Origin of the sequence: Cohaesibacter haloalkalitolerans, from assembly GCF_003574655.1 — a bacterium.
GTDB classification, from domain to species: Bacteria; Pseudomonadota; Alphaproteobacteria; order Rhizobiales; family Cohaesibacteraceae; genus Cohaesibacter; species Cohaesibacter haloalkalitolerans.
Genome location: NZ_QNUM01000005.1, coordinates 73,708 through 95,325, shown reverse-complemented (window position 1 = coordinate 95,325; position 21,618 = coordinate 73,708). Strand labels below are relative to the sequence as shown.

Below are 21,618 nucleotides of genomic sequence, written 5' to 3'. Positions count from 1 at the left end.
TCTGGTGTACACGCTTGTCATCACTTCATGATCCCGAAATATGCGCCATAGGCGGGCAGATGAAGGACGCTGTCTTTCAGGGTGCTGTCGAAACCGGCATCGTAGAGCTGTTCCACATTCTCGAATTCGAACGGAATTTCCCTGTCTTCGCCAACGTGGTTGAAGACGCACAACACGCGTTCTTCTTCCGTCTCGCGGATGAATACCAGAACATCGCCCGGCTCATCGCTGGTCACGAAATGGATGGCTCCCTTGGCCAGCGCCGGATGGCGCTTCCTGAAAGCAAGCATGGCGCGATAATGGTTGAGCAGCGATGTAGAATTCTGCTCTTCGATATCGACCGTTGTCATGGCGTGGTCTTCGGGAATCGGCAGCCATGGCTTTGCTACGGAAAATCCGGAGTTGGCATGCTCTTGCTCCCAAACCATCGGCGTGCGGCAGCCATCGCGGCCCTTGTAATCCGGCCAGAATTCCTTGCCATAGGGATCCTGCAACTCTTCAAACGGAACATCCGCCTCCTGAAGGCCCAGTTCCTCGCCCTGATAGAGGCAAACGGAACCGCGCAGCGACAGCAGCAGGGCAATGCGCTGGCGGTTCACAGTATCCTGCAGATCGGGCTTGACCGGCCAGCGGGTGCAATAGCGAACCACGTCATGGTTAGAAAAGGCCCAGCAAGCCCATGCGTCCGGCGCTTCGTTCTGCAGGTCCGTAAAGGCCTTGTAGACCCTCTGAGGGGTTGGCTCGATGGGGCCGAGGAAGTCGAAGGCATAGCACATGTGCATCTTGTCCCCGCCGGAAGTATAGTCGGCAAGGATCTTGAGCCCCTTCTCGTCGTCCCCCACTTCACCCACAGCCGCAGCGGCAGGATATTCATCCAGCAGCGCCCGGAAGCGCTTGAGGAACGCAAGGTTTTCCGGCTGGCTCTTGTCATAGAGGTGGGACTGATAGGTGTAGGGGTTGACGCTGGGCGCCGTGTTATAGCTCTGCATTTCCGGTGGCAGGGCCGGATTGTCCCGAAGGCTCTGGCTATGGAAATAGAAGTTGATGGTATCCAGACGGAAGCCGTCCACCCCACGGTCAAGCCAGAAGCGGGTCACATCGAGCAGCGCGTCCTGCACATCCGGGTTGTGGAAGTTGAGGTCCGGCTGCGATTTCAGGAAGTTATGCAGATAATACTGCTTGCGCCGGCTATCCCATTGCCAGGACGACCCACCGAAGATGGAAAGCCAGTTGTTCGGCACCGTCCCATCCGGCTTGGCGTCTGCCCAGACATACCAGTCGGACTTGTGGTTGCTCTGGTCCTTGCGGCTTTCAACGAACCACGGATGCTGATCTGACGTATGCGACAACACAAGGTCGATCATGACCTTGAGGCCGAGATAGTGAGCTGCGGAGATCAACTTGTCGAAATCAGCCAGCGAGCCGAACATCGGGTCGACATCGCAATAGTCAGAGACGTCATAGCCGAAGTCCAGCATGGGTGATTTGAAGAATGGCGAGATCCAGATCGCATCAACGCCCAGCGAGGCGATGTATGGCAGGCGGCTGGTGATCCCGTTGAGATCGCCAACGCCGTCGCCATTGGTATCCTGATAGGACCGGGGATAGATCTGATAGATCACGCCACCACGCCACCAGTCCTTGTCAATTTCTTTGCCTAACATTTTATTTCCAGTTCAATTGCTTTGTATGTCACTGTCTGGTTTAGCCCGTGCTGTTGACCGGGCTTAACCACCCTTGACCGAACCGGCCAGCAGGCCGCGCACCAGATAGCGTTGCAGCGTGAAGAACACGCCCAGTGGCACGATAATCGTGATGAATGCGGAGGCGGTGAGAATTTCCCAGTTGCCACCCCGCGATCCCAGCATTTCCCGCAACCGGCCTGTCAGCACGAGCTGATCCTCGGTATTGCCAAGGAAAACCATGGCAACCAGCAAATCGTTCCAGACCCAGAGGAACTGGAAGATGGCGAAGGACGCCAGCGCCGGGAAGGACAGCGGCAGGATGATCTTGACGAAAATGTCGAAGTGGCTCGCGCCGTCAACACGGGCGGACTCGATGATTTCACGAGGCAGTTCCGCGATATAGTTGCGCAGAAGATAGATCGCCAGCGGCAGACCGAACCCGGTGTGTGCCAGCCAGATCCCCAGATAGGTCTTGGCGGGAACTCCGAAGAAAGACCCGACGCCGTTGTAGAGCCGCAGCAGCGGAATAAGCGACATCTGCAATGGAACAACCAGCAGCCCGACGACCACGGCAATCAGCACCGCCCGCCCCGGAAAATGCATCCAGGCAAGGGCGTAGGCTGCAAAGGCAGCAATGAGGATCGGGATGATCGTTGAGGGGATGGTCACCGTCAGCGAGTTGACAAAGGACTGACCGATGCCTTCTGCCGTCAACACCTCGCGATAGTTGTCGAGCGTAAAGATCGGCGGTGTCTCGATCGTGAAGAAGATGCGCTTGCCGCGACTACCCGTCCATTCGGTTGGCTGGGAAATTTCATAGCTGCCGTCACTGTTGACGGTCATCTTGCCATCCTTGCCCAGATCGGCGGTTTCTCCGGCCTTAAAGGCTGCCGGTTCCTGAGCGCGCCAGCCAAAGGCAATGAGGGTCCCCTTCTTGCCCTCTTCCTGAAGGATATTGCCGGAAATGACATATAGGCCATCCTTGAGCACCTGGGCATCCGGGCCATGAGCGCGGCCGATTTCATTCTGCTCCGAGGAAAGGAGCGCTGTCCACCAGCCGGAAACCGCCAGTTGGTCCTTGTCTCTCAGAGACGAGACAAAAAGGCCGATCGTCGGCAAGGTCCACAACAGGACCAACAGGAAGACCGAGAGATGAACAACCCATAGCAAGGGCGATTTTGTATTGGATCCAGAGATCATTTTCAGTGCCCTTTGGTATCTGCTGTGGCTGAGCGAATATTCCAGATCATGATCGGAACAACGAGCAACATGATGACAACCGCAATGGTGGCACCACGTCCGAAGTCACCGCCACCGCGGAACATCCAGTCATACATATAGTTCGCAAGCACCTGCGTATCCCACTGCCCGTTGGTCATGGCAAACACGATGTCGAAGACCTTGAGCACGGTGATGGTGATCGTAGTCCAGACGACCGCGATGGTTTTCCAGATCTGCGGCACCATGATGAAGAAGAAGATCTGCACGCCGTTGGCGCCGTCAATGGTCGCAGCCTCAATGGTTTCTTCGGGAATGCCTCTCAAGGCTGCCGACAGGATGACCATGGCAAAGCCGGTCTGAATCCAGACCAGGATGATCATCAGGAAGAAGTTGTTCCAGAAGGGAATGGTGATCCATGCCTGAGGGTCACCGCCGAGCGCTTCCACGATGGCGTTGACAATACCGATCTGGGCCGAGCCCTCACCACGATATTCGTAGACGAATTTCCAGATGATCGACGCTCCGATGAAGGAGATTGCCATTGGCATGAAGATCAGAGACTTGGCGATATTGCCCCACCAGATGCGATCGGTCAGAGCGGCAATCACCAGCCCGAAGAAGGTCGACATGGCAGGCACGAAGATAAGCCAGAGCATGTTGTTGAACATGGACTGACGGAAGCCTGCGTCGAACCAGAGCCAGACATAGTTGTCGAGGCCGACAAACTGGGTACTGTCGCTGTTGTACAAGGACAGGCGAATGGAATCGATCGCCGGATAAACGAGGTATAACCCAAGAGCCAGAAGGGCGGGCCCGAGAAACAGCCACGGGCGCACGGCATGCGCCATGCGGAGGTTTCGGATACCGCCCTCAGGCGTGGCCGCATTGGCTGGAAAAACACGATCCAGGAGCCAGTTTGAGCCATAGAAATAAGCCACGCAAGCAAGGACGCCGACAACGACAGTCCCTAATGCCGATGCTAGTTGCTCCATTTAGTCACGCTCCACCTTTTATTGTCCGAAGAGTGGCAGAGGTTGACGCGCAGCATATTGGGCGCGTCGATGTGGGAGATGCCATTCTCAGGTTCTTTGGTTTGAGTTCTTCGATCAGCTTCGATCCCGCCACAGTCCCGTCCAGCAGGAACAGAGCTGCGCCGTATCGTCAGGATGGCAGACAAGAGAAGGCACGCTTGCCGCGAAACACGCTGGTTCCCCCGAAGGTTCCATCATTTCCACCTGCATATGCGAGCAGCACATGCGGGGCTTTCGGCCTATTTGCCTTGACGGTCCGCCTAGTCAGATCGAAGCATTTAACTTGCGATTGTCATCGCCATCATTCATTCGCCAACTTGAAGCAAATGCGTAGCTTTTCGAACCCAGAGGTTTGACCGGCTCCCGCAAAGCTGGAACCGGCCAATGGGTTCAGTCAGAAGACTGGTGCCGACTATTTCAGGGCATCCCAGGATTTCTGGATTTCAGTGGCAACTTCTTTGGCAGGTTTGCCACCGGCATAGTCCACCATGCCAGTCCAGAAGGAGCCAGCACCGATCTTGCCAGGCATCAGGTCGGAACCGTCGAAGCGGAAGGTCGTTGCATTGAGCAGGATCTCGCCCTGTTTGCGCAGAGTACTGTTGGCATAGGCATCAAGGTTCACACCCTTGAATGCGGTCAACAGACCGGACTGGGCCATCCAGATTTCATGGGCGATCGGGGTTTCAAGGAATTGAACAAAGGCTTCTGCCGCCTTGGATGCCTTGGTGATCGCAAAGATGGTACCAGCGCCCAGAACCGGCTTGCCGAGGTCCTTGCCAGCATAGGCCGGGAAGTAGAAGAAGTCGGCGTCAACACCCAGCTGGGTGCCTTCCGGGAAGAAGGACGGAATGAAGGATGCCATCTTGTGCATGTAGCATTTCGGCGGAGAGGTGAAGAGGCCTTTCGGGCTGTCACGGAAGTCGGTGGTGGCAACAGCGCCTGCACCGCCATCAACGAACTTGTCGTTGCGAGCAAACCAGCCGAATTCTTCGATGGCATTGACCACCGCAGGATCATCGAACGGAATTTCGTTGGTGACCCACTTGTCGTAGGTTTCAGGAGACGCGGTGCGCAGCATCATGTCTTCAACCCAGTCGGTTGCCGGCCAGCCTGTTGCAGCGCCGGAGCCGAGACCGATACACCAAGGAGTACCGCCGTCAGCAACGATCTGTTCGGTCAGGGCCTTCAACTCTTCCATCGTCTGAGGAACTTCGTAGCCAGCGTCTTCGAAGTTTTCAGGGATATACCAAACGAGGGATTTCAGGTCGGCCTTGAACGGGAAGCCGTAGAAGGTCGGCTTGCCATCCTTGTCCTTATAGGTTCCGAGGTCCACCCAAGACTGGCCGGCAGCATAATTGTCTTTGAGCCAGTCACGTGTCTTGTCACCCAATGGCACCAGATATCCTTTGCTTGCGAGGTCGGCTGCAAGACCTGGCTGCGGGAACACGGCAACGTTTGGAGCCGAGCCTGCGCCGGTGTCAATCACGATCTGCTGTTCAAAGGAGTCTGACCCGGCATACTGAACCTTAACGCCTGTCGCCTCTTCGAAATAGGCGACAACACTCATGAACAGATCCTTGTCGGCGCCGAGCCATGGGCCGGAAATGGTCAGGCTTTCGCCGCTCAGATCAACAGCGCTCTTGAACTGCTCGTAAGATGACCAGTTGAACTTGGCGTCTTCGCCTGGCTTGAACTTGAGTTCCGCAGCCTGAAGGCTCCCTACCGAGAGAGCTGTAATGGCGGCACCTAGCATTAGCTTTTTCAACATTTGCGAACCTCCCAAGGATACCGACTTCGCTGGCGGCATCCTGTCATTATCAAACAATAGTCGCACCTTTTTCAAAGCGCTTTGAATGGCAAGAGCATGCGTTGGTTGCATACAAGAGTCAAGGAACAATTTGCAGCAATTCGGTAAAAACTGGCCGTTTTCCGATATTTTTACCGAGCAATTTTTGATCGGTTCCATTTTAAAAAAGCGGATTGTTTGACAACAGGATTGCAGATTGACCAGGATTGTGCCTAAGATGGCTGCAAATTTTCAAAGGGCTTTGGCTTGCGGAGGGCAACCCTCATCTCATGGTAACACATGCTTGGCGTGGGTATAAGGTTGAATAAGCTCATACTATCGACTGTAGGTAGGATGAGTTCGAGGTGACAGCTGTGAATCTGAAGGAACTATCCAACATCCTGAATTTGTCTCAAACAACGGTCAGCCGTGCGCTCAACGGCTACCCGGAGGTTGGGGAGAAGACACGCATTCGGGTGATCGAGGCCGCGCGCAAATACAACTACCATCCCTCCTATTCAGCCAAACGCCTTGCCATGGGCAAGTCCCACGCGGTCGCCCACGTCGTGCCACAGAGCCCGAAGCATTCGATGATCAACCCGCACTTCTCCGACTTCATTGCGGGCGCTGGCGAGACCTATGCCAAGTTCGGTTTTGAAATGCTGATTTCCGTAGTGCCGTATGACGAGCAGGAAAAATGCTATCGCGAACTGGCACGCTCAAAGCGCGTTGATGGCGTCATCGTTCACGGCCCCTACAAGGAAGATCCGCGCATTGAGCTGCTCAAGAGCCTGGAGCTGCCCTTTGTGGTGCATGGTCGCACGGAAGAAGGATGCAAGGATTTCTCGTGGCTCGACGTTAACAACCGCAGCAGTTTCAAGCGCGCCACCAACTTCCTTCTCGACCTTGGCCACGAGCGGATTGCCCTGCTCAACGGTATCGAAGAGATGGATTTTGCCTATCGGCGCAGACTTGGTTATGAGGCGGCAATCACGGGCCGCGGTCTCCCCATCGACCCTACGCTGATCTTTTCATCAGACATGATCGAGCCCTACGGCTATGACGTCACCAAGCGGCTTCTGAAGATGAAGGACGCACCAACGGCCATTGTTACATCTTCGGTCCTGACTGCGCTTGGTGTTGTCAGGGCAGTACAGGAATGCGGCCTGCAGATCGGTCGAGACCTTTCCGTGGTCACCTTTGATGACGAGCTGTCATTTCTGCAATACCCCGGCGTCCCGCTCTTCACCTCGGTCCGTTCATCAATCATGGATGCCGGGCGCCGTCTGGCCGAAATCCTGCTCGAACAGATCGACAACCCTGATAAGGGGCTTGTTCAGGAGCTTTGGGAAACCGATCTGGTCGTTGGCCAATCAACTGGCCCGCGCCGCATCTGACCAAATGATTGCCGAAAGGCCCAGAACCAGCCTCAACACGTGGCACACGTGCCCCGGCGCCCTGCCCGGTCGCTGAAACCATGAAAGATCCATCCATGCCAGCACTTCCAAGACAGGCCCACTTCACCGTCAAGCGTTCCGACTTTCCCAAGGACTTCCTTTTCGGCACCTCCACATCGGCCTACCAGATCGAGGGCAGCTCGTTCGGCGGTTGTGGCGAGAGCCACTGGGACAGCTTTGCCGCAACGGCAGGCAATGTCGTCCGCTGCGAGAATGGCGCCATAGCCTGCGACCACTATCACAACTGGCCTCAAGATCTGGACCTCATGAAAGAGCTGGGCGTTTCGGCCTATCGCTTTTCCACCTCGTGGGCGCGTATTCTCCCGGAGGGGCGAGGACAGGTGAACGAGGAAGGGCTCGATTTCTATGACAAGCTAGTTGACGGCATGCTGGAGCGCGGTCTGGCCCCCAACCTGACGCTTTATCACTGGGAGCTGCCAAGTGCCCTGTCTGACATTGGCGGCTGGCGCAACCGGGATGTCGCCGACCTGTTCGCCGACTACGCGGAAATCGTGGTCAAGCGGCTTGGCGATCGCCTGTCAACGGTCGTGACCTTCAACGAGCCATGGTGCATCACCTGGTACAGCCATTTCCACGGAGCACATGCCCCCGGTCTCAGAGACATCCGCGCCGTCAGTCGAGCAGCTCATCTGGTGCCGGTTGCCCATGGCAAGGCCATAGCCGCCCTGCGCGCACTGGGGCAGAAGGATCTCGGCATCGTCCTCAATTTCGAGCACATCAGCCCGCTTGATGACGCCCCGGCCAACAGGGAAGCGGCCCGCCTGACGGAGGGCATCTACAATCGCTGGTTCCTTGGTGGCCTGCTCAACGGCTCTTATCCTGAGGATGTCCTTTCCTATCTGGAACCCTATCTGCCAGAAGGGTGGCAACAGGATATGGACAACATCAAGGCTCCCCTCGACTGGCTCGGCATCAACTATTACACCCGCAATCTGGTTTCAGCTGGCACAACGGAACCGGGCAGTGCCCTGCCCGAGATGATCGGCAACAAGGGCCCACTGCCTCGCACAGAGATGAACTGGGAAGTCTATCCGGAAGGGCTTGGCGATCTGCTGAGCTGGATCAGCAAGACCTACACCGGCGCCCTGCCGCTTGCCATAACCGAGAATGGCATGGCCAACAAGGATGTGCTGACGGGTGGAGCCGTGGACGATCAGGAACGCATCGCCTATCTCGACGCCCATTTCAGGCAGGCCCTTTCGGCCATCGACAAAGGTGTGCCTCTCAAGGCCTATTTCGTGTGGTCCCTGATGGACAATTTTGAATGGGCGCTGGGGTATGACAAGCGGTTCGGGCTGGTTCACGTGGACTTTGAAAGCCTCAAGCGCACGCCCAAGGCGTCTTATCACGCCCTCAAGGCCATGCTGTCGGGCACCTGAGGTCCAGCTGACCCGAAAAGAGAAGATCCCCAAAACAAAAGGAGGCAGCCATAGGCTGCCTCAACTCGTTGGTGCCCTGATTGCACAAGGCACCTCAGGCATGCTCGGGGGAGAAACAGTGCCTGGAGTGGTCGTCGCTGTTGGGGGACAACGACGACCAAAGGCAAATCCTTGGATCCACCTTGCGGCCCGAAGGCCCACGTCTAGAGAATTCTTGCTTTAACAGCTGCGACTTTCGTGTGGGGGACTGGTCGCAGTTCATTCTCTAGCCGCTCTTTTTGCCAATTCCAGGAAACTTAAGCCGCATCAAAATACGAAATTCCTAGAAAGGCAAACTCAGTGTTTCTTTCAGTGTTTCCAGCGAGATCAGCGTTTCGGTTCGTCTGACCGCAGGCAACCGTTTAAGGCAAGTCGCCATGAAAGCATTCAGGTCCTGATTGGTGCGCTCACGCACCTTGAGCAGATATGAATGCGTTCCTGTCACATGATGAACCTCGAGCACCTTCTCGATTGCAGTCACTTCAGAAACAAATTCTTCTTCACTACACCCGTAGTCCAGATCCACAAAGATGAAAGCCGTTACGCCCAAACCCACCAGAGCGGGATCAACGATTGCTTCAATCGACCGGATTGCTCCGGAGGCGATCAGCTTACGCACCCGGTCATTGGTCGCGGAAACCGACAAACCGATTTCCTTGGCCAGATCCGCACTTGCTCTTCGACCATCCTTTTGAAGCAGCGCCAACAGTCGTCTATCGGTTTCGTCCATCAAAGGAGGCTCACTTTGTGCATCTTGGGTGACAAGTATAGAAACAAGCTATTGATCGCAATAGGTAAGCATAGAAAATATAGACTTTGGAATAATTAGAAAACCCAAAATTTATCAAACCGCTGAAGACCCACCACGAAACAGAACAATTAATTTTCACAAAAGCAAGCAAATTAAAACAAATTTTTTCTATAGATAAAAGACGAAGAATTTTTTTTCAAAATCAGGAATATCACTATCTTGTGGATAGCAGAAAACGTTTACATCACAGGCAGAATCCTGAAAGTAGTTTTATTCAACCGTATCTAATTTTAGCAAAAGTTACGATAAAACAACTGTAACACAAGAAAATATCAGGCATTTTCTGGCATTTATAGCTTCCCGCAGGAGTTCGACACTTACCACAATCAACCAGTGATACCTGATCATGGCATCTCGCCGGGCGAATTTGGGGCTCGTTCAAATCAACGCGCCCCATTGCAGCCGCGCAAAAAGGCAACGAATCAATCTCGTTTCGGCATCAAAACTTCATCAAGACTTTCGGCAATATCCTGGACATGAGCGTCCGCGCCCTGCTCGCCAACCACCATCAAACCGACAGGCGCCCCTCCCTTGAGGCCAACAGGAATGGTTGCAGCCGGGCGCCCCAGATTGTTGATCAGAGCGGTATTGCGCAGCACCTTGTAATTGGCCTCGGTATAGAGCGCGTCAGAAGCCAGCAGAGGCTTGACCTCCGGCGGAACGATGGCGACAGTCGGCATCAGGATGGCGTCGAAACTCCGGGTAGCCAGATGGCTGCGTTCGATCATGTCCTGCCGCAGCGCAAGCATCTCGATATAATCAGCCGCTGTGACGTCGGCTGATGCTTCCAGACGCGAGAGAACGCGCGGATCGATCTGGCGCCCATGGGCTATGATGAAATCGCGATGCTTGTGGAAGGCTTCGGGCCCGGCGATGCTGCCGAGCGATGAGATCTCCTCGAAATTGTAAAGCGCATCGATCTTGATCCGCTCAAGACGTGCCCCCGCTCTCGAGATTGTCTCAAGCGCCCGGACGAAGGCCCCTGCAACATCCATATCGAGCCCATCGAGCGCAATCGTCTCCAGAATGCCAAACCTCAGACCACTGATCGGCCGGATGTCTGGTTCGGGCACCGGCAGGCCTGCCATGACGTGATCGAGAATGCGACAGCAGTGCATGGATCGCGCCAGCGGCCCCACGGTGTCGAGCGTCGTCGACAGAGGAAAAACGCCATCCATCGGATGACGGCCCGTTGTCGGTTTGAAGCCATAAAGCCGGTTGAAGGCAGCTGGGATTCGCACGGAGCCGCCCGTATCGCTGCCGATCGCGGCAACAGCCATGTTCGACATGACCGACAGGGCGGCACCAGAGGAAGAGCCCCCCGGCACACGTCCGATGTGGCGATCCCAAACATTCAGTGGCGTGCCAAAATGCGGATTGATGCCAAGGCCGGAGTAGGCAAACTCGGTCATGTTGGTATGGCCGAGAAAAATCGCACCGGCAGCGCGCAACCGGGCCATGACCGTTGCATCCCGCTTCGCAGGCTCCGCAACGGAGGCATAGGCAGCTGAACCGGCGGTTGTCGGCGCACCCTCGACATCGAACAGATCCTTGACGGAGATGGGGATGCCCGCCAACGGCCCCTGTGGCACGCCCATCTTGCGCATGGCATCGGACGCCGCGGCCTGCGTGATGGCTGCATTCTTGAAGGTTCTGACGAAAATCTCGTCGCCGTCGCCATCTTCCCGTTCAATTTCGGAAAAGGCCGAGCTGATCAGATCGACAGAGGAAACGTCCCCGCTCGCCAGAGCCTTCTGGATCTGAGCAATTGTTCCGGATAGAGCCATGATCACACTCCGCTTGGTGCTTGACTGCCAATGATGTCCCGCCCCTCCTCAGTTCGTGTCGGAGCGTCGAAAACATACGCAAATTTCAGGGGTATGGTAACGTCAAACAATCGGCTTGTCGCGTGTTTGACGTTCTGACCGTCACAGGACGGTGGAATTGGGGGAAAATGGCCGTGATGGCGAAACAGGGTGACGTGGATGTGCCCACTTCACCCTGCTTTGATGTCTGCCCTATTTCTTGCGGGCCTTCACATTCGTAACGACATTCTCAATCATGATCATGCCAGCATTACCGCCAAGGGTCATGATGGATTCGGGATGGAACTGCACCGCCATGATGGGCTCGGACTTGTGCTCAATGGCCATGATGACGCCGTCTTCGGTATCAGCCGTGATGTCAAAATCCTTCGGCAAGGTCACCGGATCCGCAAACAGAGAGTGATAGCGGCCGACCACGACCTGCTTGGGCAGCCCCTTGAAAAGGCGACCCTTCTGCAGGCGGATACGAGACGGCTTGCCGTGCATCGGTACGCCGAGCTGGCGCAGAGAGCCGCCGAAGGCCTCAGCCAACGCCTGCAGACCGAGACAGACACCGAAAATGGCGATGCCCCGCTCCCTTGCCTTGGCGATGGTCGCCTTGGTGTTGAAATGCTCTGGCGAGCCCGGTCCCGGCGACATGACCATCAGATCAGGCTTGACCTTGTCAAAGACTTCATCTGCTACAGGTGTCCGTACGGTGGAAACGACGGCACCGGTCTGGCGGAAGTAATTGGCCAGAGTATGCACAAAGCTGTCCTGATGGTCGACGAGCAGGATTCGAAGCCCCTCGCCGGGCTTTCTGCTTTCTGTGCTTGCAGCCAGAATCTCCGGGTTGGCCGCATCACGCACGGCGGCCCTCAGCGCCGAGGCTTTCAGTTCGGTTTCCGCCTCTTCCGCTTCCGGATCGGAATCATAGAGCAGGGTCGCACCTGCCCTCACCTCGGCGATACCGTTCTTGATGCGGATGGTGCGCAGGGTCAGGCCGGTGTTCATGTTACCGTCAAAGCCGATGGCGCCGATGGCCCCACCGTACCATGCGCGTGGCGATTTCTCATGCTTCTCGATGAAGTCCATGGCCCACAGTTTGGGAGCTCCGGTCACGGTCACGGCCCATGCATGGGACAGGAACGCATCCATGGCATCAAGGCCATCTCTCAAGCGGCCTTCGATGTGGTCGACGGTGTGAATGAGACGGGAATAGAGTTCGATCTGGCGACGCCCCTTGACGCGTACAGAGCCCGGCACACAGACACGGCTCTTGTCGTTGCGGTCAACGTCCGAGCACATGGTCAGTTCGCTCTCGTCCTTCTTGGAGTTGAGCAGCTTGAGGATCTGGGCGCTGTCTTCGATGGGATCGGCCCCGCGCTTGATGGTGCCTGAAATCGGGCAGGTCTCGACCAGATCACCGTTGCTGACCTTGACGAACATTTCCGGGCTGGCGCCGATCAGATATTCCTGCTGGCCCAAGTTGATGAAAAAGCCATAGGGCGACGGATTGATCTGCTGCAAGCGGCGGGAAATGGCGGACGGCTCGCAATTGACCGTCTCATAGAAGGTCTGGCCGGGCACGCATTCGAACAGATCGCCGCGCTTGAAATAGTCAGTGGCCTGTCGGACGATGCCTGCATATTCCCCCTTCTTGTGGTCCCCTGCCGGTGGGGTCACATCGGTACGTAGGAACGGCTCAACCTTGGCCTCGCGCTCCATGCCTTCCGTGGTATTGCCCTCGAAGGCGAAGTCATAGCGATAGCGGATGGTTTCCTGCGCATAGAGGTCGTTGACGATGATCTCGTCTGGCAGATAGAGCACCATGTCGCGCTGGTCTTCCGGGCGCTCGAGCTGCAGCTCGATGGCGTCGAACTGGAAGGCCAAATCATAGCCGAATGCGCCGTAGAGGCCGAGGGTACTGTCCTGACCGGACTTGAACAGGCCGACCAGTTCACGCACAACGGAAAAGACGCTTGGAACGCGGCTGCGCTCTTCCTCGGTGAAGCTGCCCTGCGGCTCCTTCACTTCGAGGCGAATGCTGGTTTCGTCTGCATCATAGCTCTTGAGGACGAAAAGATCCTTGAGCCGCTTGTGAATGGCCGGAATGAGCACCACGCCACGATCATTGAGCGCTTCAATGGTCATGGCCCTTCCACGCGCAGTGACCACCAGCGGCGGGTTCACAAAGCCAAGCTCCCAACGGGTGTAGCGCCCCGGATATTCATAGTTGGAAGACAGGACCACGCCGCGCTGGCTGTCGAGCTGTTTGAGAATATCGCTCATTGCAGTGGCGAAATTGTCCTGACCGGACTGGCGCACCACTTCAATGCCGCCCTCGGTTATATAGTCTTCATCGGGAATAAAATCGATTTCGGCATTGCCAGGGTAAAAAACTTCTTTGCTCATTTTGTTCCTCACTGTCATGGCGCTTGCGCCCGGATTGCCCCGGGCCTTCGTTCATGACCTGTTGGTTGCTCATCCCGCCTTCTCCGGGCGGGTCCTGTGCAAAGCCTGTCGGATACACAAAAGCCGCCGGAAGACCGACGGCTTGTTCCCAATTCTGTTGCACATAGTTCAGGGGTCAGCCGCCGTTATTGCGTCTGCCACCACCAACCAGAATTATGTGCAGCAAAAATAATCATGGTTCCGGTTTAGCTCATTTCCCATGGCTCGACAAGGAAAGATTGTTTCCTGCCAGCAAATGCCCCAGAAAATACAACCCGACGAAATGTGGACAGGCACATGACTGGCCCTGCTTCTACGAAAACAGGGCCCCGAAGGGCCCTGCGATACGCGTGTCAAATGGCGGATATCTAACGCTATCAGGCGTTGGCAACATTCTTGAGGAAGGTATCGACCTCGTTGCGCAGCTGATCGGTCCGCTGAGCAACATCGGAAGAGCTTCTTTCCACTTCATCAACCGACTGCGTAGTCTGGGTGATGGATGCGGACAGCTCGGACATGTTACCGGCAACCTGCTGGGTGCCGCTTGCAGCCTGAGCCACGTTGCGGCTGATTTCGTAGGTCGCACTGCCCTGCTCGTCGACGGCAAGGGAAATGGTCGAGGTGTATTCATTGACCTTTTCCATGGTGTCGGCGATGCCCTGAATGGCAGTCACAGCCTGATCCGTAGCAGTCTGGATGCCCTGGATCTGGGACGAGATCTCCTCGGTTGCCTTGGAGGTCTGGTTGGCCAGTTCCTTGACTTCGGCGGCGACCACGGCAAAGCCCTTGCCATGCTCACCGGCACGCGCAGCCTCGATGGTGGCGTTGAGCGCCAGCAGGTTGGTCTGTTCAGCAATTGCCTGAATGAGAGAGACGACGTCGCCGATCTTCTGGGCAGAATGAGACAGGCCGGAAACGGTTTCCGTGGTTTCCCGCGTTGCCGCAGTGGCCTTGTGAACCACCTGAGACGTTTCTGCAACCTGACGCTTGATTTCCTCAATTGAAGCAGACAGTTCTTCAGCGGCAGATGCCACGGTCTGAACATTGCCGGATGCAATCTCGGAAGCCGATGCGGAGCTGCCAGCCTTGTCGGCAGTCTGGTCAGCGACCTCGGACAGGATCTTGGCTGCCCGCTGCATGTTGTGCATGTTGTCGGAAACCGTATTGAGCAGATCGGTAGACGAGTTGCGGAAACCGTCGATCAGTCGTTCGATCGCATGCTGACGATTTTCCTGATCAAGATGCTCCCTCTCGCTCTGCTGCTGCAGGTGACGCCGTTCCAGAGCATTGCTGCGCAGCACTTCAACAGACCGGGTCAGCTCGCCGATTTCGTCCTTGCGGTCGGCACTTGGCAGCTCGACGTCCAGATTCTGCTGGGCGATTTCCATAACCCCCTGATTGAGCTGCTGCAGTGGTGCCAGCATGCGGCGGAAGAACCACACGCCAAACCCGGCGATGATCAGCAGACTGACAATACCCAGGATCAACAAGCTGTTGGTTAGGTTGTTGGACGGCTCCATCAGCTCGCTGTATTTCTGGTGAGTATAAACAGCCCAGTGCTTGTTGAACACACTGACAGGAACTGCAATCGCAAGGGATTTTTCACCGTTGATTTCCACGTCGCCGGTAACAACCTCTCCGGACTGCGCCTTGGCAACAAGAGCGTTCTCCGTTCCGGTCAATTGCGAAGAGGTATTGTTGGTGAAGTCAACCTGCTCCATGGCGTCGGAGACCAGCTCTACACCACCAGTCTTGCCCAGTCCACTTCGGTCGCCCAAAATGGTAGCGAAACGGTCGGCGTTGATTTCAAGCGCAACAGCACCAAGCGTCAGCCCCCATTTGGTGGCCGGACCAACAAGATAGCCCTTGATCTTGCCGTCCTTCAGGATGAAGCCGGTGAAGTTGAAGCCTTCAATCGGAGCTTTCGGATCTTTGATGGCTGACTGCAGGATGGGGGCAACAGCCTCGACAAGCTGAGGCTGAAAAACGCCATCCTGATTGATGTTCTTGGTGAACTCATCAGTCTTGAGATAGGAATAATACATGATGCCGGATTTGTCGAACATCATCATGTCCTTGAAGGTGTCACCTTCCAGCAACTTGCCGATTTCTGCCTGATACTTGCTGTGGGCGCTGGCATACCGGTTGTAGCCAGCATCAACCTCGGCGAGCTTGTAGCGCTCGGCGGCCGGGTTAGGGTTATCTTCGAGATAGATCTTCTTGATCGATGCCGCGGCTTCGTCACCCAGAGTTTTCCATCCACTCTGCAGTTCCGTTGCAGCATTCGCTGTTGTCGTATGTGTCAACAGCGAACCCATCTTCTCCTGAATCTGCTGAAAATAGACTTCAACCGTACCGGTTTTCCCGCGCGCAGCGTTGAGAAGTGCATTCTCCGTGAGCTTGACGGATGTTTCACCTCCCATCCATGAAGCAACGACAACAAACATGGCTACAAGTATCGTGATAGACACGACCATGAATGCAGGAATTTTGGTCGCAAGACGCTTTGGCAGTATCTGCATGTTATTCCTTAAACCTCCGAATATCTATTTCAGAGCTTTAGTCATCAAACTTATTTATTAGTAAACTCGAGGAGTTTTAAACAATATATGCGGTAATTTTTTTTGCTTACACCAATTCAAATCATCATTTAAATAAATTTGAATATTACAATTTGTTTTTCAGCATACAATTCCTCTCTTAATACCCCAAAAGAAAGGGGGCCCGAAGCCCCGTTTCCCCACGCAATTCTTTACTCCCGAGCAGGTCAGGCCTCGGCAACACTTCTCAGAAACCGGTCGACTTCCCTGCGCAGCTGGTCCGTCTGATTGGCAACCGACTGCGCATTGACTTCAACCTGCCCGACAGACTGGGTTGTTTCAGAAACCGACATGGACAGCTCGGACATGTTACTGGCGACCTGAAGGGTGCCATTGGCGGCCTGAGCGACATTCTGACTGATTTCATAGGTCGCACTGCCCTGTTCCTCCACGGCATGGGATATGCTGGCCGTGTATTGATTGACCCGCTCCATGGTCTCGGCAATCCCCTGAATGGCACTGACAGCCTGCTGCGTCGAGGCCTGGATGTCCTGGATCTGGGACCCGATTTCCTCGGTAGCCTTGGAGGTCTGGTTGGCCAGTTCCTTTACTTCAGCAGCGACAACGGCAAAGCCCTTGCCATGCTCCCCGGCTCTTGCCGCCTCGATGGTGGCGTTGAGCGCCAGCAGGTTGGTCTGTTCGGCAATCGCCTGAATGAGCGAAATCACATCGCCGATCTTCTGGGCCGCATGAGACAGGCCCGAGACGGTGTTTGTCGTGTGGCGCGTGGCGCTGGTTGCCTGATCGACAACAGATGAGGTTTCGCTGACCTGACGCTTAATCTCCTGAATGGAGGCCGCCAGCTCCTCTGCCGCAGAAGCAACCGTCTGGACGTTGCCCGAAGCGACTTCCGAAGCAGAAACAGAGCTACTGGCCTTTACGGCAGTCTGGTCGGCAATTTCGGAGAGAACGCCTGCCGTCTGGTACATATTGTCAACGTTACTCGACACCTCGTTGAGCAACTGCGTAGACGAGGCCCGGAAGACATCAATCAGATCCTCGACGACCTTCTGGCGTCGGGAACGATTGTTCTGTTCCTCTTCGCTCTGCTCCTGAAGGTGAAGTCGCTCAAGGGCGTTCTGCTTCAGGATTTCAACAGAATGGGTCAGTTCGCCGATTTCGTCACCGTGACTGGCATCGGGCAACTCGACATGATAGTTGCCCTGAGCGATCTGCATCACGCCACCGTTCAGTTTCTGCAATGGCGAAAGGGTCGATCGAACGAACAACAGTCCGGCACCGCCCATCAGCACGAGCATGGCAAGACCGGCAAGCAGCATGGTGTTGGTCTGCTCACGGGATGGGGCCATCAGCTCATCATAGCTCTGCTCGGCCACAACAACCCACTTGGTTCCCAGAACCGTCATGGGGACAGCAATGGCCAGGCTCTTTTCGCCGTCAAGCTTGACGTCGCCGGACGCAACAGAACCGTTCAACCCCAGCGAAGCGATGGAAGCAACCGAGGGCGACAGATCTGCCACCGTGTTCTGCCCGAGACTGATCGACTTCATGTCCGAAGACACAAGCTCGATCGAACCCGTTTTTCCCAGACCGGATGGATCGGACATGATGTCGGCGAGCGTATGGGTATTGACCTCGAAGGCGACCGCACCAAGGATCTTGCCCCATTTTAGCACCGGAGCAACCATATAGGCGGTCACACGGCCATCGAACTCGATGAAGCCGGTAAAGCTGTCACCTGAATAAGCGGCCGCAGGATCATTCTGGGCAAGGTCGATAATCGGCTTGAGATCTGCCTGCAGCTGGGAGGGAAGCGCACCGGCATCCGCAACATTGCGTCCGAACTCGTCACCCTTGAGGTAGCTGTAATATATATTGCCTTCCTTGTTGATGAGGATCATGTCGCGAAACAGATCCCCCGCCAGCAGGGCGCTCACGCGTTCCTGGTGCTTGCCGTGGATCTTGTTGTAATAGATCGAGCTATCATCGCCGGTTGCGAGTTTGAAGCGCTCATTCGCCGCGTTTGGATTGCCTGTGACATAGATCTTGCGCAGCACATCAGAGGCATTTTCCTTGAGAACACCCCAGCCACCGTTCAACTCGGTTGCGGCGTCGGCTGTCGTGGTGTGCGACGCCATGTCCTTCAGCTTGCCTTCCAGCTGACCCATATAGACCGTAATGGTGCTTGCCCGTCCCTTGGCGGCGTTCATCAAGGCAGTTTCAGTCAGCTTTACAGAAGTGGATTCCCCTTTCCACATTGCCAGCAGAACAAGGACCGCGACAGTTGTCGTAATGGAAGCAACCAGAATGATTGGAATTTTCAACGAAAGTCGTTTTGGTAGAATTCGCATAACAGTTCCCAGATGATTTTTGATTTTATCCAATCTTCGGGGCTGCGATGTTTCTGAATGGTAAATTGACTCCGCAAAAAGTGTAGTTTTCGGCCATCACTACTGAATGAACTTTGGGCAAATGAATAAATTTTTGTCATTTAAAACAAGTATATCATTCAACACAAAAATAGGCGCATCAAGTGCGCCTATTTTTGGAGAGAAATAAATATATTCGAATAGATATATTGAATTCCCGTCAACGGGAACGCCAACCCGTCATTTCTACATCATGCGGTTGGCAATCGCGACAGCCTGAGTGCGGCGATAGCAGTTGAGCTTCTTGAGAATGAGGGAGATGTGATGCTTGACGGTTGCTTCCGTCAGGCCCAGCTCATAGGCGATCTGCTTGTTCAGAAGTCCATCCCGCAGATAGCGCAGGATCGTCATCTGCTTTGGCGTCAGATTGGCGAGCTTGGAGTAGAGGCTGGAGCGTTCGAGCACCTCTTCGCTCTCGGCAACGATATACTCGTCAGAAATGCCGGACTTGATACGTTTCGAGATGGAGCGTAGCTCGGAAACAGACTCGGTCTTGTAAATCACCCAGTCAGCCCCGTTCCCCAAGGCATAGTGAGCAAGGCCATCATCACAATGATCACAAATCAGAACAAGGCGGGCATGCTTGTAAGATTTGCGAACGTCTGTCAGTGCGGCGGAGCCACGGCTGCTTGTCGCATCCAGATTGAGAACCAGCAAGGTGTCTTCCCGATCGGGAGCGGCGCTCAGCAACTGTTCCAGCCCCGCGCAATCGAGCACTGGCGTGTATTCGCGTTTGATGCCCAGCATGTTCAGCAGGCACTCTGTGAAGATGGGATGCGGCTCGGCCAAGACAACTGTGCGGTATGTGACAGAGCCCTGTTCGGCAGAATGTCCCAACCCACGACGCACCTCGCCTCCAATATCGTCGAGCAGTAGCATTATCTCTCTCCCTTGTGTCGGTCCTTGAGAATTGAATCGCGTTGCCGACACCAGCCATGCAGCCAGTATGCCTAAGGGAAATCCAAAGAAAGAGCTGTTTGACAGTTCGGCCTCCCTGCCAGAACACATCTTGCTCCCAAATGAGTAATATTGCCTAATATAGACAACTTTCACTCCGAAAAAGAAATCCCAGTCACTGATTTTCTTCTTCGCCACCCCTTGGACCTAGACCAAAGGGATTGATTTCATTGAGATTTTCCTCCGACTCCTAGCCAAAAGGCCAGTGACTGGAAGGCATTTGACTGGACATACACAAGTTTGTCAATGAAAGGCTTGATTTCATTAGGAAAATTTGCGAATGTTTTTGCAAATATTTTTTTGCAAATTGCAAAACTTGCAAAATTCCGGAGAATGACATGGCAGAAAAGCTGTTTGTCGGACCCAAGGTCAGAACGCTGCGGGAAAGCTACGACCTCACGCAGGCGACCTTTGCTGAACGCATAGGGATTTCAACCTCTTATCTGAACCAGATAGAGAACAACCAACGCCCGCTGACAGCTCCGGTCCTGTTGTCCCTGAGCCATCACTTCAATCTTTCCCTCAACGACTTCGCCTCAGCGGACACCAACCGTGTCCTTGCCGACCTCAAAGAGGCGTTGGCAGAGCCGCTATTTCGCGACACGAACCCGGGACTGCAGGAACTCAAGATGGCTGCGTCCAACTCTCCCTGGCTGGCACAGGCCTTCCTGACGCTTCATCAGGCCCACAGGCGCGCCAATGAACGCCTTATGGTAATGGATGATGCCTTGTCTGCCCAGTCATACGAAGGGGCTGATCGGGCCATTTTACCCTACGAAGAAGTGAGGGATTATTTCCACTATCACGACAACTATATCGATGAACTGGACCTTGCCGCAGAGGATCTGGCGCGCCGTCACGGCATGCAGGAAGGCAACCGTTTAAGCCAGTTCCAGTCCTATCTGGAACAGCGCCACGCCGTGCGCGTTCGATTGACGGAAAACCCGGCAAATGACCAGACTTTGCGCCGGTATGACAAGGAAAACCGTATTCTCAACCTCAACGGATCACTGGACTCCCCCTCCCTCTCCTTCCACCTGGCCCACCAGATCGCCATCATGGAATATAAAGACCTTATCGACGCCCGGGTCGCCAAGGCGAACCTGCACTCGGAGGCAGCAGAGGCCATCGCCAAACTGGGGCTTGCAAACTATTTTGCAGGGGCATTATGCCTGCCATATCAACGATTTCTGGAAGTATCCCGAGAGACCCGGCATGACATAGACCGGATGCGTCACCACTTCGGAGCATCGCAGGAACAGGTCTGCCACAGACTTTCCTCCATGCAGCGGCCCGGAGCACGCGGCGTCCCATTCTATTTCCTGCGCGTTGACAGGGCCGGGAATGTGACCAAGCGCCATTCAGCCACACGCTTTCAGTTCGCCCGTTTCGGCGGCGCTTGCCCGCTCTGGAACGTTCACGAAGCTTTCGAGGCACCCGGACGTTTCATGGTTCAGGTGGCAGAAATGCCTGATGGCATTCGCTATTTGTGCGTGGCAACGAGCATCACAAAGCTCGGGTCGGGTTATCATGCACCGGTGCGCCGCTATGCGATCGGGCTTGGGTGCGAGCTGTCCTATGCCAGTGAAGTGATCTACTCGGACGGACTGAACCTGAAAAGTGATGCCGGAGTGGTGGAAATCGGCGTTTCCTGCCGCATCTGCGAGCGGCAAAAATGCCATCAACGAGCAGCCCCACCGGTCGACCGCCGCCTGTTCGTCAACCCGCATAACCGGCAGTTCGTGCCCTTTGAACTGGTCAACAGCAACACGGACAAATAGCGACTCCCCGTCGTCTTTCATGGACAAACCCGTATTGTATTGAAAATTTGTCTGCGAATTTGTCAATGATTGCACTGTATTATGCACCGGCCTCATGGCAGCATTGCACGAAAGTTTAATCCACAGTAATCTTGTAAAGTTTGCAAACGTGCCCTTCTCAAGGCCCACGTTCAACCTATCTACGCATTAATGAAACAAATT

General features: G+C 55.1%; 13 protein-coding genes. 3 read left to right on the top strand and 10 right to left on the bottom strand.

The window, feature by feature from the left end:
- Positions 1-20: 20 nt before the first annotated feature.
- The 4 genes from bglA to DSL70_RS13480 form a co-directional block, all read right to left on the bottom strand.
- Positions 21-1,664 carry a beta-galactosidase BglA gene (gene bglA / locus DSL70_RS13495; protein WP_119308480.1) on the bottom strand — a complete coding sequence of 548 codons (1,644 nt, stop codon included), beginning with the start codon at positions 1,662-1,664 and terminating at the stop codon, positions 21-23.
- 63 nt (positions 1,665-1,727) lie between these two features.
- Entirely contained in the window at positions 1,728-2,885 is a 1,158-nt protein-coding gene (locus DSL70_RS13490; protein ID WP_119308479.1) for a carbohydrate ABC transporter permease, read from the bottom strand.
- 2 nt (positions 2,886-2,887) lie between these two features.
- Entirely contained in the window at positions 2,888-3,898 is a 1,011-nt protein-coding gene (locus DSL70_RS13485) for a carbohydrate ABC transporter permease (RefSeq protein WP_119308478.1), read from the bottom strand.
- Positions 3,899-4,349: 451 nt separating this feature from the next.
- Positions 4,350-5,705 (bottom strand): ABC transporter substrate-binding protein, encoded by a 1,356-nt coding sequence (locus DSL70_RS13480; RefSeq protein ID WP_205563260.1) that lies wholly within the window; start codon positions 5,703-5,705, stop codon positions 4,350-4,352.
- Positions 5,706-6,088: 383 nt separating this feature from the next.
- Here DSL70_RS13480 and DSL70_RS13475 point away from each other — a divergent pair, with 383 nt between their 5' ends.
- Together DSL70_RS13475 and DSL70_RS13470 are read left to right on the top strand one after the other, a co-directional pair.
- The gene (locus DSL70_RS13475) at positions 6,089-7,120 is read left to right on the top strand and encodes a LacI family DNA-binding transcriptional regulator (RefSeq protein WP_205563259.1); all 1,032 of its coding nucleotides are present in this window, start codon (positions 6,089-6,091) and stop codon (positions 7,118-7,120) included.
- 95 nt (positions 7,121-7,215) lie between these two features.
- Entirely contained in the window at positions 7,216-8,580 is a 1,365-nt protein-coding gene (locus DSL70_RS13470; protein ID WP_119308477.1) for a GH1 family beta-glucosidase, read from the top strand.
- Between the two features lie 322 nt (positions 8,581-8,902).
- Here the strand turns inward: DSL70_RS13470 and DSL70_RS13465 are convergent, their stop codons facing one another.
- From DSL70_RS13465 to DSL70_RS13435, 6 genes are all read right to left on the bottom strand, one after another.
- Positions 8,903-9,349, bottom strand: a complete 447-nt coding sequence (locus DSL70_RS13465; RefSeq protein ID WP_119308476.1) for an Lrp/AsnC family transcriptional regulator — start codon at positions 9,347-9,349, stop codon at positions 8,903-8,905.
- Positions 9,350-9,852: 503 nt separating this feature from the next.
- A complete protein-coding gene (locus DSL70_RS13460) occupies positions 9,853-11,217 on the bottom strand; it encodes an amidase (RefSeq protein WP_119308475.1) in 1,365 nt (454 codons plus the stop codon).
- A 231-nt stretch (positions 11,218-11,448) separates the two neighbouring features.
- On the bottom strand, positions 11,449-13,650 hold the full coding sequence (locus DSL70_RS13455; protein WP_119308474.1) for an anthranilate synthase: 2,202 nt from the start codon (positions 13,648-13,650) through the stop codon (positions 11,449-11,451).
- 416 nt (positions 13,651-14,066) lie between these two features.
- On the bottom strand, positions 14,067-16,211 hold the full coding sequence (locus tag DSL70_RS13445; RefSeq protein WP_119308472.1) for a methyl-accepting chemotaxis protein: 2,145 nt from the start codon (positions 16,209-16,211) through the stop codon (positions 14,067-14,069).
- 245 nt (positions 16,212-16,456) lie between these two features.
- Positions 16,457-18,601 carry a methyl-accepting chemotaxis protein gene (locus DSL70_RS13440; protein ID WP_119308471.1) on the bottom strand — a complete coding sequence of 715 codons (2,145 nt, stop codon included), beginning with the start codon at positions 18,599-18,601 and terminating at the stop codon, positions 16,457-16,459.
- 264 nt (positions 18,602-18,865) lie between these two features.
- Positions 18,866-19,558, bottom strand: coding sequence for a response regulator transcription factor (locus DSL70_RS13435; RefSeq protein WP_205563258.1), 693 nt, complete (start codon positions 19,556-19,558; stop codon positions 18,866-18,868).
- Between the two features lie 416 nt (positions 19,559-19,974).
- On the opposite strand from DSL70_RS13435, the gene DSL70_RS13430 reads away from it, so the two are divergent.
- Positions 19,975-21,417, top strand: coding sequence for a helix-turn-helix domain-containing protein (locus tag DSL70_RS13430; protein WP_119308470.1), 1,443 nt, complete (start codon positions 19,975-19,977; stop codon positions 21,415-21,417).
- Positions 21,418-21,618: the final 201 nt, after the last annotated feature.

Bases quoted from the DNA above. Each gene is read 5' to 3' on its own strand.
- DSL70_RS13470 (WP_119308477.1), top strand. From the start codon at position 7,216: ATGCCAGCACTTCCAAGACAGGCCCACTTCACCGTCAAGCGTTCCGAC.
- DSL70_RS13445 (WP_119308472.1), bottom strand. From the start codon at position 16,211: ATGCAGATACTGCCAAAGCGTCTTGCGACCAAAATTCCTGCATTCATG.
- DSL70_RS13430 (WP_119308470.1), top strand. From the start codon at position 19,975: ATGGCAGAAAAGCTGTTTGTCGGACCCAAGGTCAGAACGCTGCGGGAA.
- DSL70_RS13460 (WP_119308475.1), bottom strand. From the start codon at position 11,217: ATGGCTCTATCCGGAACAATTGCTCAGATCCAGAAGGCTCTGGCGAGC.
- DSL70_RS13485 (WP_119308478.1), bottom strand. From the start codon at position 3,898: ATGGAGCAACTAGCATCGGCATTAGGGACTGTCGTTGTCGGCGTCCTT.
- DSL70_RS13440 (WP_119308471.1), bottom strand. From the start codon at position 18,601: ATGCGAATTCTACCAAAACGACTTTCGTTGAAAATTCCAATCATTCTG.
- DSL70_RS13490 (WP_119308479.1), bottom strand. From the start codon at position 2,885: ATGATCTCTGGATCCAATACAAAATCGCCCTTGCTATGGGTTGTTCAT.
- DSL70_RS13480 (WP_205563260.1), bottom strand. From the start codon at position 5,705: ATGTTGAAAAAGCTAATGCTAGGTGCCGCCATTACAGCTCTCTCGGTA.
- DSL70_RS13455 (WP_119308474.1), bottom strand. From the start codon at position 13,650: ATGAGCAAAGAAGTTTTTTACCCTGGCAATGCCGAAATCGATTTTATT.
- DSL70_RS13435 (WP_205563258.1), bottom strand. From the start codon at position 19,558: ATGCTACTGCTCGACGATATTGGAGGCGAGGTGCGTCGTGGGTTGGGA.
- bglA (WP_119308480.1), bottom strand. From the start codon at position 1,664: ATGTTAGGCAAAGAAATTGACAAGGACTGGTGGCGTGGTGGCGTGATC.
- DSL70_RS13465 (WP_119308476.1), bottom strand. From the start codon at position 9,349: ATGGACGAAACCGATAGACGACTGTTGGCGCTGCTTCAAAAGGATGGT.